Genomic DNA, 15,452 nt, shown 5'->3' with positions numbered 1-15,452 from the left:
CTTGTCTTGGGCACCGGGTCAGTTCGACCAGTGCGTGTCCTCGCTCGGCGTTTCCATGATCTCGGTCAGCACCCCGCCCATGTCCTTGGGGTGGACGAAGAAGATCAGCGTGCCGTGGGCGCCGATCCGCGGTTCGCCCAGCACGCGCTTGCCCATGGCCTCGAATTCGGCCTTGGCGGCATGGATGTCAGGCACTTCGTAACAGACGTGGTGCTGGCCACCGGCGGGGTTCTTTTCGAGGAACCCGGCGATGCTGGTGTTGCCCGGCAGCGGCTCGATCAGTTCGATCTGCGTGCCGTTCAGCTCGCCATCCGCGCCCGGCGTATCGACGAAGCAGACCTTCACGCCCTGCGATTCCAGGTCGAACGGCTCATGAATCTTCGTCGCGCCCATGACGTCGCGGTAGAAGACGATGGAGTCCGCGATGGACGGCGTCGCGACGCCGATGTGGTTGAGGCGGCCCAGTTTCATTCAGCGTCTCCAGAGGTTTTCGACCCCATAACAGCCACACGGATGGACCGCGCGACCCAATAGATGACCACCAGTGTCAGCATACGCTGGTCGTTTTGCTCACCAAACCAACACCAGCCGACCAACGAACTGAAAAAGAGTGCAAGGCTAACCGGACCAATCACGCGAGTGATCGGATGATCTCGCGAGGTTAGAGGCCGCAGTGGTATGTCGCCAAAGAAGGCGATTGGCAGCCCAACTGCGGCAATCGTGATCCAGTATTCTATGTCCATTTCGCGTCCTAAAGCGGAATGTTATCGTGCTTCTTCCATGGGTTGGCGAGCTGCTTGTTGCGCAGCTTGCGCAGCCCCAAGGCGATCCGGCGGCGGGTGTTGCGCGGGTGGATCACCTCGTCGATGAAGCCCTTGCTCGCCGCCACGAAGGGGTTGGCGAAACGGTCTTCGTATTCGGCGGTGCGCTCGGCGATCTTTTCCGGATCGCCCAGGTCCTGGCGGAAGATGATCTCGACCGCGCCCTTGGCGCCCATCACGGCGATTTCGCCGGTCGGCCAGGAATAGTTGAGATCGCCGCGCAGGTGCTTTGAGCTCATCACGCAATAGGCGCCGCCATAGGCCTTGCGGGTGATCACGGTGATCTTCGGCACGGTCGCCTCGGCATAGGCGAACAGCAGCTTGGCGCCGTGCTTGATGATCCCGCCATATTCCTGAGCCGTGCCGGGCAGGAAGCCGGGCACGTCGACGAAGGTCAGAATCGGGATATCGAAGGCATCGCAAAACCGCACGAACCGCGCGGCCTTCTTGCTGGCGTTGATGTCGAGCACGCCGGCCAGCACCATCGGCTGGTTGGCGACCACGCCCACGGTGCGCCCTTCGACCCGGCCGAAGCCGACGATGATGTTGGCGGCGTGGGTCGGCTGGATCTCGAAGAATTCGCCCTCGTCCAGCACCTTCCTGACCACTTCCTGCATGTCATAGGGCTGGTTGGCATTGGCCGGGATCAGGGTGTCGAGGCTTTCCTCGACCCGGTCATAGGGATCGCTGCTCGGCCGCTCGGGCACGCCGCCGCCATGGGCAAACGAGCGGTTCGACAGCGGCAAGTAATCGATCAGGTCGCGTGCGGTCAGCAGCGCCTCGATATCGTTTTCGAGCGCCAGGTCCGCGACCGAGGTCTTGGTGCTGTGCGTCACCGCACCGCCCAGTTCCTCTTGCGTCACGATCTCGTTGGTCACGGTCTTCACCACGTCCGGGCCGGTCACGAACATGTAGGAGCTGTCCTTCACCATGAAGATGAAGTCGGTCATGGCGGGCGAATAGACCGCCCCGCCCGCGCAGGGTCCCATGATCAGCGACAGCTGCGGCACCACGCCCGATGCCAGGACGTTGCGCTGGAAGATCTCGGTATATCCGCCCAGCGAGGCCACGCCCTCCTGGATGCGCGCGCCGCCAGAGTCGTTCAGCCCGATCACCGGCGCGCCCACCTTCATCGCCGCGTCCATGATCTTGCAGATCTTCATCGCATGGCGTTCCGACACGGCCCCGCCGAACACAGTGAAATCCTGGGCATAGACATAGACCAGCCGACCATTGATCGTGCCGGAACCCGTCACCACACCATCGCCTGGGATCACCGTATCGGGCATGCCGAAATCGACGCAATTGTGTTCGACATACATGCCGACTTCTTCGAAGCTGCCTTCATCGAGCAGGATCGAAAGACGCTCGCGCGCGGTCAGCTTGCCCTTGGCGTGCTGCGCGTCGATGCGCTTCTGCCCCCCGCCCGCGCGAGCGGCATCACGGCGGCGTTCCATTTCGGCGATGTTTGCGGACATGCGTTCCCTCGTCCCGGTAATTCCAAAGCAGGCGGGATGGAACGCGGCGGCGGCAATGTCCAATGTGAATTTGCAAAGTTGCGAAGTCATACTTTGCAAAGTATCGTGTAGGGGTGTCGATGCGCCGCCTCTTTGCCGGATCGCGCCTGCGGGCCATCCGCGCCGAGCACCACCTGAAACAGGCGGAGCTGGCCGCGCGGCTGGCAATCAGCACCTCCTACCTCTCGCAACTGGAAAACGACGACCGCCCGCTGACCCCGGCCCTGGTCGAGCGGCTGAGCCGGGCCTTTCCGCTCGACTGGCGGGAAATTGGCGCGGGCGATGCCGAAGCGCGCCTCGCCGCCCTGCGCGAAGCCAATGCCGACCCGCTGTTTGCCGAGCCGATGGATGCGGCGCAACTGGCCCGCTTTGCTGAGCAGCAGCCGGTTCTGGCGGAACGGTTCATTGCGCTCCACGAAGCCTATCGCCGGTCCGGCCAGCGCTTGCAGATGGTGGACGAGGCGCTCGCCTCTGAAGCCACTGGCGTTGCCCGCCTGCCGTGGGAAGAAGTGCGCGACTGGTTCCACCTCGCCAACAATTACGTGGACAGTCTGGACCGCGCGGCCGAGGCGCTGGCGACCAGGCTGGGCACGCCCTCGCCCGATACGGCGGCGATCGAGGTCTATCTGCGCAATGCCCTGTCGGTTTCGCTGGTCTATTCGGGGCAGGCGGGCCTGCGCGCCTATGATGCCGAGATGGGTCACCTGACCATCGATCCCGGCCAGCCCGCCGAAACGCGCCGCTTCCAGCTGGCCCACCAGCTCGCCGCGCTGGCCCTGAAGGACGAGATCGCCGCCGTGGTCGAAAGCGCGGAGCTGCGCAGCACGGCCAGCCGCCAGCTGCTGTTCGTGGGCCTGTGCAATTATGCCGCCGGGGCCCTGCTGATGCCCTATCGCCGGTTCCGCGCCGCCGCGCGCACCGTGCGCCACGATATCGACCGGCTGGCCCAGCAGTTCGGCGTCAGCTTCGAACAGGCCTGCCACCGCCTCTCCACCCTGCAGCGCGAGGATGCACGCGGGGTGCCGTTCTTCTTCTGCCGGGTCGACATGGCCGGCAACATCACCAAGCGCCATTCCGCCACCCGGCTGCAATTCGCCCGGTTCGGCGGGGCCTGCCCGCTGTGGATCGTGCACGAGGCCGTGGCGATCCCCGACCGGATCCTGGTCCAGTTGGCCGAAACGCCCGATGGCGTGCGCTATGTCTCGATGGCCAAGGGCCTGGTGAAGGCCTCTGGTTCATACGAACGCGCGCCGCGCCGCTATGCCGTGGCGCTGGGCTGCGAGGCGGAACATGCCGCCGAGTTCATATATGCCGATGGCCTCGACCTGACGGCGGAACGCGCCGCCACCCGGATCGGCATATCCTGCCGCATCTGCCCGCGCGCCGATTGCGACCAGCGCGCCTTCCCGCCCAGCGACCGCGCGATCAGCGTCGATCCCGACCAGCGCGGCGTGGTGCCTTACCGCGTCGGTTAGGCCTCAAACCTTCACGATCCCCAGCCGGATCATGTCGCGCGCGGTATCGAGGATGCTTTCCTCGACCGGGCGCGGGACCCAGCCCAGCACTTCGCGGGCATGATCGGCCGGGCTTTCGCGCCGCCCGCCCAGTTCGCCAATCACTTGGCGAACAATCGGATCGAACAGCGCGGCCAGCCGCACGGCCCAGTTCGGCAGGCGCAGCTTCGGCACCTTGCGCGCCTGCGGCCCCAGCCCGGCGTGCAGGATTTCAGCGATTTCCGGCATCATCAGGAACGGACCGGAACAGATGAAGCGCTCGTTCGCCATGTTGGGTGCAGTCAGGCAGCGCACGTGCATGTCGGCCACATCGCGGACATCGACCACGCCGAAGCCGAAATTGGGCAGCCCCGGCATCGAGCCTTCAAGCAGCTTCTTGATCGCTTCGAGCGAGGTCGAAAAATCGCCCGATTGCAGTGGCCCCAGCACCAGCGACGGGTTGACGGTAACGAATTCCATATCGCCGCCCTCGGCCGCCACCCAATCGCGCGCGGCGCGTTCGGCGATGGTCTTGGACTTCACATAGGCATAGGCATCGGGGCTATCGACGTTGGTCCAGTCGGCCTCGGTAAAGCGGGTCTTGCTCCGCGGGTGGCCATAGGCGATCGCGGCCATCGAACTGGTCATCACGAAACGCTTGATCCCGGCCGCCTTGGCGGCCTTCAGCGCGCGCAAGGCACCGTCGCGCGCCGGAATGATCAGCTCGTCATCGCTCTTCGGGGCATTGCTAGGCAGAGGCGAGGCGACGTGAGCAACGTGGCTGCAACCCGCCATGGCCTCGGCCCAGCCGGCATCGCTCATCAGGTCGGCGGCAAAGAATTTGACCTTGCTGTTGTCCACCCCCAGCGCGGCGCGCACTTCGGCTTCGCGCGCCAGGTTGCGGATCGTGGTGTGTACGGTCCAGCCCTCGGCGACCAATTGGCGAATAATGAACCCGGCGATGTAACCGCTGCCGCCTGAAACGAAGACTGTACCTGACTTTGGGCCTGACTTTGAGCCTGCCATTGGAAAGTTCCCCTTACCGCTCTGGCAGGCAGCTTACCCCTTTGGTTTCGAATTGCAACTTAGCGCATCAGTACCAGTTCCTCGGCCATGCTGGGGTGCAGCGCGACCGTTTCGTCGAACTGCGCCTTGGTCAGCCCGGCCTTTACCGCAATGGCGGCGGCCTGAAGGATTTCGGGCGCGTCCGGCCCGAGCATGTGGATGCCCAGCACCCGGTCGCTCGCCCCGTCGACCACCAGCTTGTAGTAGCCGCGCTCCGCCGTGGCCGAAAACATGTTCTGCATCGGCCGGAAGTCCGACTTGAACACCTTCACTTCCGGATACTGCGCCCTCGCCTCGTGTTCGGTCAGTCCGACGGCGGCGATCGGCGGCTGGGTAAAGACCGCGCTGGGGATGTGATCATAGGCCACTGTGCGGGGTGCCTTGCCGAACACGGTATCGGCAAAGGCATGGCCTTCGCGGATTGCCACCGGGGTCAGCTGAACCCGGTCGGTCACGTCACCCACGGCATGGATGCTGGGGCAGGTCGTGGCGTTGTATTCGTTGACCGGGATCTCGCCATTGGCCCCAAGCGCAATCCCGGCGTTCTCCAGGCCAAGGCCATCGGTCTTGGGGCGGCGTCCGGTGGCGACCAGCACGACATCGGCGGCAATCGGCTCGCCCTCGCCCGCATGGACCAGCAGCGAACCGTCGGCCGTCTTCTCCACCTTGCGGATCGGGCGGTTGAAGCCGAACTCGATCCCGCGCGCTTGCAGGATCGGCAGCAGCCGGTCGGTCAGGTCATGGTCATAGCCGCGCAGGATCTTGTCGCTGCGGTTGACCACGGTCACCTGGCTGCCCAGCGCGTTGAACACGCCGGCGAATTCCAGCGCGATATAGCCCGCGCCCTGGATCGCCACCCGCCGGGGCAGTTCGGGCAAGTGGAACACCTCGTTCGAGGTGATGCAGTGCTCCACCCCTTCGAACTCGGGCATGACCGGCCAGGCGCCGACCGCGATCAGGATATGCCGCGCGGTAATCTCGCGCCCGCTGGCCAACCGCACGGTGTTCGGCCCGGCTACCGTGGCGCGTTCGTGGAAATGCTCGACCTTGTTGCTGTCGAGCGTCGAGGTGTAGGCGCGCTCCAGCCGGTCGACATCGCTGGCGACGAAATCGCGCAAGCGGTTCCAGTCGAAGCTCTGGCCCTGCAGCGTCCAGCCATAGGTCGGCGCATCGTGCAGCGAGTGGGCAAAGTGGCTGGCGTAGACCAGCAGCTTCTTGGGCACGCAGCCCCGGATCACGCAGGTGCCTCCAACGCGGAACTCTTCCGCCACGGCCACCCTGGCGCCATGCGAGGCGGCGATCCGGCTGGCGCGGACCCCGCCCGAACCGGCGCCGATCACGAACAGGTCATAGTCGAAGTCTGTCATGGGCGGGATATGGGGTGCCTGTAGGGTGTTTGCCAAACGGTTTTGCTGTGACCGCCGATAGCGGGCCTATGCCAGCCCCGCCTCGGCCAGCAGCGCGCTGGTGCTGGCATCGAACTGCGCCCCCGCCGTGCCGATCGACTTGGCGATTTCCTTGCCCAGCTCGACCCCGAACTGGTCAAAGGCGTTGATCTCCATCAGCACGGCATTCGCGAAGGTGCGGTGCTCGTGGAAGGCGATCAGCGCGCCGAGCGTTGCCGCGTTCAGTTCCTCGCACAGGATCGTGGCCGAAGGGCGATCACCCGGATAGGCGCGCGCCGGATCTTCCGCCGCCTTGCCCGCCATCAGCGCCGCCCCTTGCGCAAAGCAGTTGGCGAGGAGGTTGCGGTGGTGTTCGGCCGAAAGCTCGTCGCCCGCAGCAATGCAGGCGATGAAGTCGACCGGGACCACGTGGGTCCCCTGATGAAGCAACTGGAACACGGCGTGCTGGGCGTCGGTCCCCACCCCGCCCCAGGTGATCGGCGCGGTGGCCCCGTCGACCGGGTGGCCATCGGCCTTCACGGCCTTGCCGTTACTCTCCATCTCCAGCTGCTGGAGGTAGGAGGGGAACAGCCGCAGCCGCTCGTCATAGGCAAAGACCGCGCGGGTCTGGCACCCGCGCAGGCGGGCATAGGTCAGGTCGGCAAAGGCGGCGCGCAGCGGCAAGTTGGCCGCGCCCTCGGCCTGCAGGAAATGCCGGTCCATCGCCGCCGCGCCGTCGAGCAGTTCGGCAAATTCGTCCATGCCCAGCGCGAGGGCAACCGGGAACCCGATCGAGGACCACAGCGAATAGCGCCCGCCGACGCTTTCGGTGAAGGGCAGGACGCGGGTTTCATCGACGCCCCATTCCACCGCCTTTTCGGGATTGGCGGTCAGCGCGACGACCCGGCCATAGGGATCTTCGACGCCATTCTCCTTCAGCCAGGCCAGCGCCGACATTGCGTTGGTCATGGTCTCGGTGGTGGTGAAGGTCTTGCTGGCGACCGCGACCAGCGTGGTGGCCGGATCGCACTTGGCAAAGGCCGCTTCCAGCGCGCAGCCATCGATATTGGCGACCACCTGGACATCGACCACCGCCCCGTCGCGGGTCAGCGCGTCCAGTGCCAGCGCCGGACCCAGCGCAGATCCGCCGATGCCGATGTGGATAAGGTGCCGCACTTCGCCCAGTGCACCGCCGTGGATCGCGGCGACGAGGCCGGCCATCCGGGCGTGGAGCGCGTTCGCCTCTTCGACGGTACTGTCGCGCCCGATGCCACGCTGGGCGGTATGCTCCACCGCGCGGCCTTCGGTGACGTTGATCGGCTCGCCCGCAAACATCGCCCCGCGCGCCTTCTTGAAGCCCACCGCTTCGGCCAACGCCTCGAACCCGGCAATATGCGCCGCGTCGAGGTGGGTCTTGGACCAATCAAACCGGATCGCCCCGCCGGGCAGGTCAAGCCTGCTCGACAGGCGGGCAAGCCGCTCGGGATCGGCGAACAGCTCGCTCAGGCGCGGCCGGGGCAGGCTGGCAAGCTGCTGCCAGGCGGCGGCGACGGGATCGGACATGGCAAAGGGGCTCCCCACAGGATTCGACCGACCTAATGCCCGCCCGCACCGCGCGGGCCAAGGGGCTAAAAACGTATTCGCGCGGCAGTTTGCCCGGCTCTGGCAGGCTAGCCGCGCCGCCTTGCCCCTTGACGCGCGCCGCCTGCCCTCCGATGGACTTGGCCATGAGCGAAACCACTCCCGCCCCGTCTCCCGCCACAGGCTCCGACAAGCCGGCGAAAGAGGAAGAGAGCTTTCTTGTCTTCCTGCTCAAGCTGGTCGTGCTGGTCGCGATCTTTCGCAGTTTCATCTTCGCGCCGTTCAACATTCCAAGTGAATCGATGCTGCCGCGGCTGGTGAATGGTGATTACCTGCTGGCGGCCAAGTGGCCCTATGGCTTCTCGCGCTATTCGCTGCCCTTTGCCCTGCCGCTGCTGCCCGAGGAGCGGGTGCTCGCGAGCCCGCCGGAACGCGGCGACGTGGTGATCTTCAAGCAGCCGCCGCTGAAGGACCTGGACTATATCAAGCGGGTGATCGCTCTGCCCGGCGATACGGTGCAGATGGTCGAAGGACAGCTGATCCTCAACGGTCAGCCGGTACCCAAGCAGCGCCTGACCGATTTCGAGATCGCGATCAGCCCCAATACCCGCTGCTATTCGCCGCAATATGCCGCGCGGCGCGCCGACGGCATTGACGTCTGCCGCTATCCCCGCTTCCGCGAGACGCTGCCGGGCGGGCGGAGCTACGAGGTGCTCGACCTTGGCCCGCGCGAGAAGGACAATACCGATCCGGTGATGGTCCCCGAAGGCCACCTGTTCCTGATGGGCGACAACCGCGACAATTCCGAAGACAGCCGCTTCCCGGCCGAACCCGGTCGCGGCATCGGGCTGGTGCCGATGGACAACCTGGTGGGCAAGGCCCAGGTGATGATGTGGTCCACCGATGGCAGCGCCGAATGGCTCAAGCCCTGGACCTGGTTCAGCGCCGCCCGCTGGGACCGGATCGGCAGCGGGTTCTGACCCGGCCATGCTCAGCCCAGAAACCCGCGCCTTCCTGACCGAGCTGGCCGGCCGCCCGCCGGTGGACGAGCCCCTGTGGGTCGAGGCGCTGACGCACGGATCGACCGGGGCGGCGCGGGATTACCAGCGGCTGGAATTCCTGGGTGACCGGGTGCTGGGCCTGGTCGTGGCGGAATGGCTCCACGCGGCCGAAACGGGCGACGAGGGGCGACTCTCGCAGCGGCTCAATGCGCTCGTCTCGCGCGCCACCTGCGCCCGGGTGGCGCGCAGCCTTGGCCTTGGCGGCCACATCCGGCTTGGCAAACAGGCCCGCGACGATGGCGGCGCGGACAGCGACAATATCCTGGGTGACGTGATGGAAGCGCTGATCGGTGCCAGCTTCGTGACGCACGGGTTCGAGGATACCCGTATGATGGTCCGCCGCCTGTGGGCCGATGCAATGGCCGGCAAGACCGGTCAGGCCAAGCATCCCAAGTCCGCCTTGCAGGAATGGGCCGCCGGCAACCGCCGCCGTATGCCCGAATACCGCCTGGTCGAACGCTCCGGCCCCGATCACGCCGCCCGCTTCACCGTGGCCGTCTCGATCCACGGCGTGGGTGAGGCCGAAGCCACCGCCGGCAGTAAGCAGGAAGCGGAAACCAAGGCGGCCGAGGAATTCATGCACCGCTTCGGGTAGCGGCACCCGCCCCTTCGACATTCCGGCCCCGTTCCGCTAAGGGCCAGTCAATGACTGACAATCCGAACCCCGAACGCTGCGGCCTGGTGGCCGTGCTTGGCGCCCCCAATGCGGGCAAGTCCACCCTGGTCAATGCCCTGGTCGGGCAGAAGGTGGCGATCGTTTCCGCCAAGGCGCAGACCACGCGGGCGCGCCTGCTGGGCATCGCACTGGAAGGCTCGGCGCAGATCATCCTGGCCGATACCCCGGGCCTGTTCGCACCAAGGCGGCGGCTGGACCGGGCCATGGTCAACGCCGCCTGGGAAGGCGCGGTGGAAGCCGATGCCATTTGCCTGGTGGTCGATGGCCGCAAGAAGAAGCTCGATTACCTCGATCCGATCCTGGAAAGCCTGGCCGGACGGCCGGAGCGCAAGATCCTCATCCTCAACAAGGTCGATGAAACGGCCAAGGAGCCGCTGCTGATCACCGCGCAGAAGCTGGCCGGAGAAGGACAGTTTTCGGAAGTGTTCTTCGTTTCCGCGCTGACCGGCGATGGCGTGCCCGAACTGAAGGCGCGGCTGGCCGAACTCATGCCCGAAGGCCCCTGGCACTATCCCGAGGACCAGGTCTCCGACGCCAGCGAACGCCTGCTCGCCGCCGAAATCACCCGCGAACAGCTCTATCGCCAGCTGCATGACGAACTGCCCTATGACAGCACCGTGCGGCCCGAAAGCTACACCACCCGCAAGGACGGCTCTATCGAGATCCACCAGCAGATCGTGATCGCGCGCGACAGCCAGAAAGGCATTGTCCTGGGCAAGGGCGGCAGCAAGCTGAAAGCCATCGGCGAGGCCGCGCGCAAGGAGCTGACCGAGCTGCTCGGCGCGAAGGTCCACCTGTTCCTCCACGTCAAGGTCGACGAGAAGTGGGGCGACGACAAGGAAATCTACGAGGAACTGGGGCTGGAATGGGTGCGCTAGGCACCGCACCGATCGCCGGATTTGTCAGCTGACGGAAGACAGGTTACCTTCCCCGACAGGTCGCCGCCTGGGGGGAGCACCTATGACCACCTATCACTACATTGCCTTCGGCATGTTTGGCGTCCTGGTCCTGATCGATCATTTCGGGCGGGGGCACAGGTTGGCCGAGGTGCCGCATTGGCGCCTGCTGGGCACGATTTCGATGCTCAGCTATTTCGCGATCCTCACTTATGCCCCGCTGCTGTGGGACAGCCTGCTGGGCCAGTACCGGATCATCCCGGCCGACCAGCTGCCGCTGTGGCTGCAAGTGATCGGCGGCCTCTTCTTCTATGAATTGGGGGTCTATTGGTGGCACCGGACCATGCACGCTTCCGACTGGCTGTGGCGTCACACCCATCAGCTGCATCACAGCGCCGAACGGGTCGATATCTGGGGCGCGTTCTGGTTCCATCCGCTTGATTCAGCGGCCTGGGCCCTGCTCGGCTCGCTCGCGCTGGTCTGGCTGTTCGGCGTTTCGGCCGAGGCCGGCCTGATCATCAACGTGCTGGGCACCTTCCCGGCAATGTTCCAGCACCTCAACATCCGCACCCCGCAATGGCTGGGCTACATCGTGCAGCGTCCGGAAAGCCATTCGATCCACCATCAGCGCGGGGTCCATGGCTACAATTATGGCGACCTGCCGATCTTCGACATCCTGTTCGGCACCTTCAGAAACGCGAAGGAATGGCAGGAAGAAGCCGGCTTCCACGAAGGTTCGACCCGGCAGATCGGCGAGATGCTGGCCTTCAGGAAGATCAGCTAGCGCGGCCAGCGCGCCCGGGATCGACGACGGCTAACGATGACTCGCTTCTGGCGGAAACATCACCTTCCGCAGATCCTGCGGCTCCGCCCCCGTGACCGCATCAGTGATCGACAGGAAGCAGGGACCATAGGGGCTGCCGGTCTGCTTGACGCGGTAACGGGTGTTTGGCTGGGGCGTGAAGTACGAGCCGTTCATGCAGCCGTTATTGCCGGAAGTGGTGATGCCCGGAGCGCCGAACATTCGATCCATCTGCGCATAGACATAAACCGGCTTGCCGGCGGGCAACAAAACCGTCTTCGGCTTCTTCGAGGCCCAGGTAAACAGCTTGATGAACCGCCCGGAGTCCCAATCCTCGATTTCTGATACCCGGTATTGCTGATTGGTAGCGCTGCCCAGGCTGACCGTGTCGGTTACGCCAAGCTCAAACACCACTTCTGCATTGTCAGGCCCGAACTTGGCCCCCTTGGGAGCGAGCGGGTTGCCTGCACCCCCGACCAGCGCGGCACCGGCAAGCAGCAGCACAAGCCGTCCGAACTTCATCCCTGATCCACCCCTAACGCAGCTTGGCGATCCCGATCCCGTCAAGCTTGGCCCGTTCCTTCGTCGATTCCTCGCTGCGGTTCAAGGCCTTGGCGATTTCCTTGAGGCCCTTGCCCTTGGCGGCAAGGGTGCGCAGCTTGGCGAGCTCGTCGGCTTTCCACGGCTGGCGGTGCTTGGTGAATTGTTCGGCCATCGCCATGGCATAGCAGGCGGCGCGCAGTGCGCCAGACAATTGCCAGCGTTCAGGCCGCCCCGATCGCGTCCAGCTTGGCCCGCAGCGTTGCTTCGTCGAACGGCTTGGTGACGTATTCGTCGGCCCCGGCGCCAATTCCCTTGTGGATGTCGTGCGCACCGGACTTGCTGGTGCAGAACACCACCTTGGTGCGCTGGTTACCGGGCAAGGCACGCAGCGCGGTGACGAATTCGATACCGGTCATCACCGGCATGTCCCAATCGACCAGCACCAGGTCGGGCATGGCCTGCTGGCAGCGCGACAGCGCTTCCTGGCCGTTCTCCGCCTCGATCACGACATAGCCGAGCTTGTCGACGATGCTGCGCGAGACCTTTCGCACCACCCGCGAATCGTCGACGATCAGGCAATGGCGCCGGGCGGGGGGCGCGGCAGGGCGCGGCACTGGGGCAATGGCGACCGGATCGGGCACAGGGACCGGAGCAGGCGCAGGCGGGATCGCCGCGCGGCCCATCTCGGTGGGCGCGACCGGCGTGTTCATCCGTTTGATCAGGTCGCGAATGGCACAACCTCCCCGCCAAAGTGGCCAGTCAGCTGGCCGCCCGCCTCGCCCGCCGTGCGGCGGACATGGAGGTAGGGCACCCAGACATCGCCATATTCGGCCTTCTGGTACCACACGTCGAGCACATCGAAGGACGCCTAGAACCCGTTGGGTTCCTGCAGGCGGATGCCCTCGCCGATCCGCGGCACGGAAGCAAAGCGGATCCGTTCCTGGCTCTGGTAGCCTTCGTTCTGGACTTCGATCTCGATCAAGGCGCAGCTCCCTATGACCAGGATGCTAGCCCGATAATCCTTTCCGAATTCCCAATGCCGTCTGGTCAGCCTTGCTTGGTCGCGGCCTTCTTCTTGGCCGGAGGCTTTTTCGCGGTTGCCTTCTTGGCTGCCGGCTTCTTCCGCCCGCCTTTCTTGGCTGGGCCCTTGGCCGCCTTCTCGGTCAGCAGGATGGTGGCCTGCTCGGCGGTCAGGTCTTCGGGCTTCTGGTCGCGCGGCAGGGTGGCATTGGTGGTGCCATCGGTCACATAGGGACCATAGCGACCGGCCATCAGCTTCATCTCGCCGCCGCTTTCCGGGTGCGGGCCGAAGGTCTTGAGCGGTTCGGCCGCGGCGCGCGCGCCCCGCCCACCGCCGTTCGCCGCCTCGGCCAGCTTGGCCACCGCGCTGTTCATGCCGGTCTCGAAGATCTCGGCCGTGGAGCGCAGCTTGGCGTACTTGCCGCTATGCGCCAGGTAAGGGCCATAGCGGCCAAGGCTGGCGGTAATCAGCTCGCCGGTTTCGGGGTGATTGCCGATCGTGCGCGGCAGGCTTAGCAGCTTGACCGCCCAGTCGAGGTCCAGCTCGCCGATGTCCTTGGGGATCGAGCTGCGCTTGGCCTCCTTGCCGCTGCCCATCTCGATATAGGGACCGAACCGCCCGGCCTTGCGGCTGATCGGCTCGCCGGTTTCGGGATGCTTGCCGATCTCACCGTCAGCCTCGCCCCCGTTGCCGCCGGGCTGGGCGAACTTGCGGGTGAACTTGCACTCCGGGTAATTGGCACAGGCCACGAAGGCCCCGAACCGGCCGCCGCGCAGCGACAGGCGGCCGCCGGGCCGGTGCTCGGTCTTGCACAGCGGGCATTCGCGGGGATCGCTGCCATCCTCGGTCGCGGGGAACAGGTAGTCTGACAGGTATTCGTCCAGCGCCTCGGTCACTTCCGAGGGCTTCTGGCCCATTACCTCGTCGGACTTGGGTTTGAAGTCCTTCCAGAACTCGGCCAGCACGGCCTTCCATTCGGCCCGCCCGCCGGACACGTCATCCAGCTCCTCCTCCATGCCCGCCGTGAAATCATAGGCGACATAGCGGGGGAAGAACCGTTCCAGAAACGCTGTTAGGAGTCGCCCCGATTCCTCTGCAAAGAAACGGTTTTTCTCGGTCCGCACATAATTGCGGTCCTTCAGCACCTGGATCGTCGCGGCATAGGTGGAAGGCCGGCCGATGCCGAGCTCTTCCAGCCGCTTGACCAGGCTGGCTTCGGAATAGCGCGGCGGCGGCTGGGTGAAGTGCTGGCTGGCCTCGACCTTGCGGCACTCGGGCCGGTCGCCCTTCTGCATGGCGGGCAGCAGGCCGTCCTCGTCGTCCTCGCCTTCCTTGGGCTGGTCGCGGCCTTCCTCGTAGACGGCGAGGTAACCAGGAAACTTCACCACCTGGCCATTGGCGCGAAGTTCGTGCATCCCGCTTTCATCGACCAGCGACACGGCGGTGCGTTCCAGCTGGGCATCGGCCATCTGGCTGGCGATCGCGCGCTTCCAGATCAGCTCGTAAAGCCGCACTTCGTCGCCGCTACCAAAGCGGTCGCGGCCGAACTCGGTCGGGCGGATCGCCTCGTGCGCTTCCTGCGCGTTCTTGGCCTTGGTCACATAGTGGCGCGGCTGTTCGGGCAGGTAGTGACCGTTGTAACGCTCCGCCACTTCGCGGCGGGCGGCGGAAATGGCGCTGCCATCCATCTGCACCCCATCGGTGCGCATATAAGTGATTGCGCCTGCCTCATAGAGCGTCTGGGCGACCCGCATGGTATGGCTGGCGGAAAAGCCCAGCTTGCGCGCGGCTTCCTGTTGCAGGGTGGAGGTGGTGAATGGCGGCTGCGGGCGGCGGCGCTGGGGCTTCACCTCGACCTCGGCGACGCGGAACTTGCCACCCTCGACATCGTGTTTGGCATCGCGCGCGGTGCCCTTGTCGGACAGGGTCAGCTTGTCGAGCTTCTTCCCCCTCCACTTCACCAGCCGCGCGGCAAAGGCGCTGCCGTTCTGATCGAGCGTGGCGGTAACCTGCCAGTACTCCTGCGCGCGGAACAGTTCGATCTCGTGCTCACGCTCGCAGATCAGCCGCAATGCGACCGACTGAACGCGGCCCGCGCTCTTCGCGCCGGGCAGCTTGCGCCACAGCACCGGTGAGAGCGTGAAGCCGAACAGGTAGTCCAGCGCGCGGCGGGCGAGGTAGGCGTCGATCAGGTCCTGGTCCAGCGCGCGCGGCTGGGTCATCGCTGTGGTCACCGCATCCTTGGTGATCGCGTTGAAGGTGACGCGCTGCACGTCCTTGGGCAGCGCCTTGCGCTTGGCCAGCAGTTCCTGGACGTGCCACGAGATCGCCTCACCCTCGCGGTCGGGGTCAGTGGCCAGGATCAGGCGATCAGCCTGCTTGGCGGCATCGGTGATCGCCTTCACCCGGCTGGTCTTGTCGCCATAGAGCTCCCAGTCCATCGCGAAGTCTTCGTCCGGACGGACCGAGCCATCCTTGGGCGGCAGGTCGCGGATGTGGCCATAGGACGCCAGGACGGTGAAGTCCTTGCCCAGGTACTTCTCGATGGTCTTGGCCTTGGCCGGGGATTCTACAATGACAAGCTGCATGAC

16 protein-coding genes are annotated in these 15,452 nt (G+C 65.4%); 5 read left to right on the top strand and 11 right to left on the bottom strand.

Annotation, left to right across the window (positions count from 1 at the left end; translation table 11 throughout):
* Positions 1-18: 18 nt before the first annotated feature.
* From mce to O9281_RS04305, 3 genes are read right to left on the bottom strand one after another with little or no spacing between them, the layout of a single operon-like run.
* Positions 19-471 (bottom strand): methylmalonyl-CoA epimerase, encoded by a 453-nt coding sequence (gene mce, locus O9281_RS04315; RefSeq protein ID WP_298183236.1) that lies wholly within the window; start codon positions 469-471, stop codon positions 19-21.
* The gene (locus O9281_RS04310; RefSeq protein WP_298183231.1) at positions 468-743 is read right to left on the bottom strand and encodes a hypothetical protein; all 276 of its coding nucleotides are present in this window, start codon (positions 741-743) and stop codon (positions 468-470) included. Before O9281_RS04310 ends, mce begins: the two co-directional genes overlap by 4 nt.
* 8 nt (positions 744-751) lie before the next feature.
* Positions 752-2,299: an acyl-CoA carboxylase subunit beta gene (locus tag O9281_RS04305; protein ID WP_298183228.1), complete on the bottom strand. Its 1,548-nt coding sequence runs from the start codon at positions 2,297-2,299 to the stop codon at positions 752-754.
* 119 nt (positions 2,300-2,418) lie between these two features.
* Here O9281_RS04305 and O9281_RS04300 point away from each other — a divergent pair, with 119 nt between their 5' ends.
* On the top strand, positions 2,419-3,813 hold the full coding sequence (locus O9281_RS04300) for a short-chain fatty acyl-CoA regulator family protein (RefSeq protein WP_298183225.1): 1,395 nt from the start codon (positions 2,419-2,421) through the stop codon (positions 3,811-3,813).
* A gap of 3 nt (positions 3,814-3,816) precedes the next feature.
* Here the strand turns inward: O9281_RS04300 and O9281_RS04295 are convergent, their stop codons facing one another.
* The 3 genes from O9281_RS04295 to pgi form a co-directional block, all read right to left on the bottom strand.
* On the bottom strand, positions 3,817-4,857 hold the full coding sequence (locus tag O9281_RS04295) for an NAD-dependent epimerase/dehydratase family protein (protein WP_298183222.1): 1,041 nt from the start codon (positions 4,855-4,857) through the stop codon (positions 3,817-3,819).
* A gap of 59 nt (positions 4,858-4,916) precedes the next feature.
* The gene (gorA, locus tag O9281_RS04290; protein ID WP_298183219.1) at positions 4,917-6,263 is read right to left on the bottom strand and encodes a glutathione-disulfide reductase; all 1,347 of its coding nucleotides are present in this window, start codon (positions 6,261-6,263) and stop codon (positions 4,917-4,919) included.
* A gap of 66 nt (positions 6,264-6,329) precedes the next feature.
* Positions 6,330-7,844, bottom strand: coding sequence for a glucose-6-phosphate isomerase (gene pgi, locus O9281_RS04285; RefSeq protein WP_298183217.1), 1,515 nt, complete (start codon positions 7,842-7,844; stop codon positions 6,330-6,332).
* Between the two features lie 164 nt (positions 7,845-8,008).
* On the opposite strand from pgi, the gene lepB reads away from it, so the two are divergent.
* From lepB to O9281_RS04265, 4 genes are all read left to right on the top strand, one after another.
* Positions 8,009-8,842, top strand: a complete 834-nt coding sequence (lepB, locus tag O9281_RS04280; RefSeq protein WP_298183214.1) for a signal peptidase I — start codon at positions 8,009-8,011, stop codon at positions 8,840-8,842.
* Positions 8,843-8,849: 7 nt separating this feature from the next.
* The gene (gene rnc, locus O9281_RS04275) at positions 8,850-9,518 is read left to right on the top strand and encodes a ribonuclease III (RefSeq protein WP_298183211.1); all 669 of its coding nucleotides are present in this window, start codon (positions 8,850-8,852) and stop codon (positions 9,516-9,518) included.
* Between the two features lie 50 nt (positions 9,519-9,568).
* Entirely contained in the window at positions 9,569-10,477 is a 909-nt protein-coding gene (era, locus tag O9281_RS04270; RefSeq protein WP_298183208.1) for a GTPase Era, read from the top strand.
* Between the two features lie 82 nt (positions 10,478-10,559).
* Positions 10,560-11,279: a sterol desaturase family protein gene (locus O9281_RS04265; RefSeq protein ID WP_298183205.1), complete on the top strand. Its 720-nt coding sequence runs from the start codon at positions 10,560-10,562 to the stop codon at positions 11,277-11,279.
* 30 nt (positions 11,280-11,309) lie between these two features.
* On the opposite strand, the gene O9281_RS04260 is transcribed toward O9281_RS04265, so the two are convergent.
* The 5 genes from O9281_RS04260 to topA all read right to left on the bottom strand — a co-directional run bounded on the left by O9281_RS04260 (position 11,310) and on the right by topA (position 15,449).
* Entirely contained in the window at positions 11,310-11,819 is a 510-nt protein-coding gene (locus O9281_RS04260) for a hypothetical protein (RefSeq protein ID WP_298183200.1), read from the bottom strand.
* Positions 11,820-11,832: 13 nt separating this feature from the next.
* On the bottom strand, positions 11,833-12,012 hold the full coding sequence (locus tag O9281_RS04255; protein WP_298183911.1) for a hypothetical protein: 180 nt from the start codon (positions 12,010-12,012) through the stop codon (positions 11,833-11,835).
* 49 nt (positions 12,013-12,061) lie between these two features.
* Positions 12,062-12,550, bottom strand: coding sequence for a response regulator (locus tag O9281_RS04250; protein WP_363321446.1), 489 nt, complete (start codon positions 12,548-12,550; stop codon positions 12,062-12,064).
* 8 nt (positions 12,551-12,558) lie between these two features.
* Positions 12,559-12,696 (bottom strand): hypothetical protein, encoded by a 138-nt coding sequence (locus tag O9281_RS04245; RefSeq protein ID WP_298183197.1) that lies wholly within the window; start codon positions 12,694-12,696, stop codon positions 12,559-12,561.
* A gap of 191 nt (positions 12,697-12,887) precedes the next feature.
* On the bottom strand, positions 12,888-15,449 hold the full coding sequence (gene topA / locus O9281_RS04240; RefSeq protein WP_298183194.1) for a type I DNA topoisomerase: 2,562 nt from the start codon (positions 15,447-15,449) through the stop codon (positions 12,888-12,890).
* Between the last annotated feature and the right edge of the window lie 3 nt (positions 15,450-15,452).

The organism is Novosphingobium sp. (assembly GCF_027531025.1).
In the GTDB taxonomy this organism is placed as follows: Bacteria; Pseudomonadota; Alphaproteobacteria; order Sphingomonadales; family Sphingomonadaceae; genus Novosphingobium.
This window is presented reverse-complemented; position numbering and strand designations above follow the sequence as displayed.

Bases quoted from the DNA above. Each gene is read 5' to 3' on its own strand.
- rnc (WP_298183211.1), top strand. From the start codon at position 8,850: ATGCTCAGCCCAGAAACCCGCGCCTTCCTGACCGAGCTGGCCGGCCGC.
- O9281_RS04265 (WP_298183205.1), top strand. From the start codon at position 10,560: ATGACCACCTATCACTACATTGCCTTCGGCATGTTTGGCGTCCTGGTC.
- O9281_RS04295 (WP_298183222.1), bottom strand. From the start codon at position 4,857: ATGGCAGGCTCAAAGTCAGGCCCAAAGTCAGGTACAGTCTTCGTTTCA.
- topA (WP_298183194.1), bottom strand. From the start codon at position 15,449: ATGCAGCTTGTCATTGTAGAATCCCCGGCCAAGGCCAAGACCATCGAG.
- O9281_RS04300 (WP_298183225.1), top strand. From the start codon at position 2,419: ATGCGCCGCCTCTTTGCCGGATCGCGCCTGCGGGCCATCCGCGCCGAG.
- pgi (WP_298183217.1), bottom strand. From the start codon at position 7,844: ATGTCCGATCCCGTCGCCGCCGCCTGGCAGCAGCTTGCCAGCCTGCCC.
- O9281_RS04255 (WP_298183911.1), bottom strand. From the start codon at position 12,012: ATGGCCGAACAATTCACCAAGCACCGCCAGCCGTGGAAAGCCGACGAG.
- O9281_RS04305 (WP_298183228.1), bottom strand. From the start codon at position 2,299: ATGTCCGCAAACATCGCCGAAATGGAACGCCGCCGTGATGCCGCTCGC.
- lepB (WP_298183214.1), top strand. From the start codon at position 8,009: ATGAGCGAAACCACTCCCGCCCCGTCTCCCGCCACAGGCTCCGACAAG.
- era (WP_298183208.1), top strand. From the start codon at position 9,569: ATGACTGACAATCCGAACCCCGAACGCTGCGGCCTGGTGGCCGTGCTT.
- gorA (WP_298183219.1), bottom strand. From the start codon at position 6,263: ATGACAGACTTCGACTATGACCTGTTCGTGATCGGCGCCGGTTCGGGC.
- O9281_RS04260 (WP_298183200.1), bottom strand. From the start codon at position 11,819: ATGAAGTTCGGACGGCTTGTGCTGCTGCTTGCCGGTGCCGCGCTGGTC.
- O9281_RS04310 (WP_298183231.1), bottom strand. From the start codon at position 743: ATGGACATAGAATACTGGATCACGATTGCCGCAGTTGGGCTGCCAATC.
- mce (WP_298183236.1), bottom strand. From the start codon at position 471: ATGAAACTGGGCCGCCTCAACCACATCGGCGTCGCGACGCCGTCCATC.
- O9281_RS04250 (WP_363321446.1), bottom strand. From the start codon at position 12,550: ATGAACACGCCGGTCGCGCCCACCGAGATGGGCCGCGCGGCGATCCCG.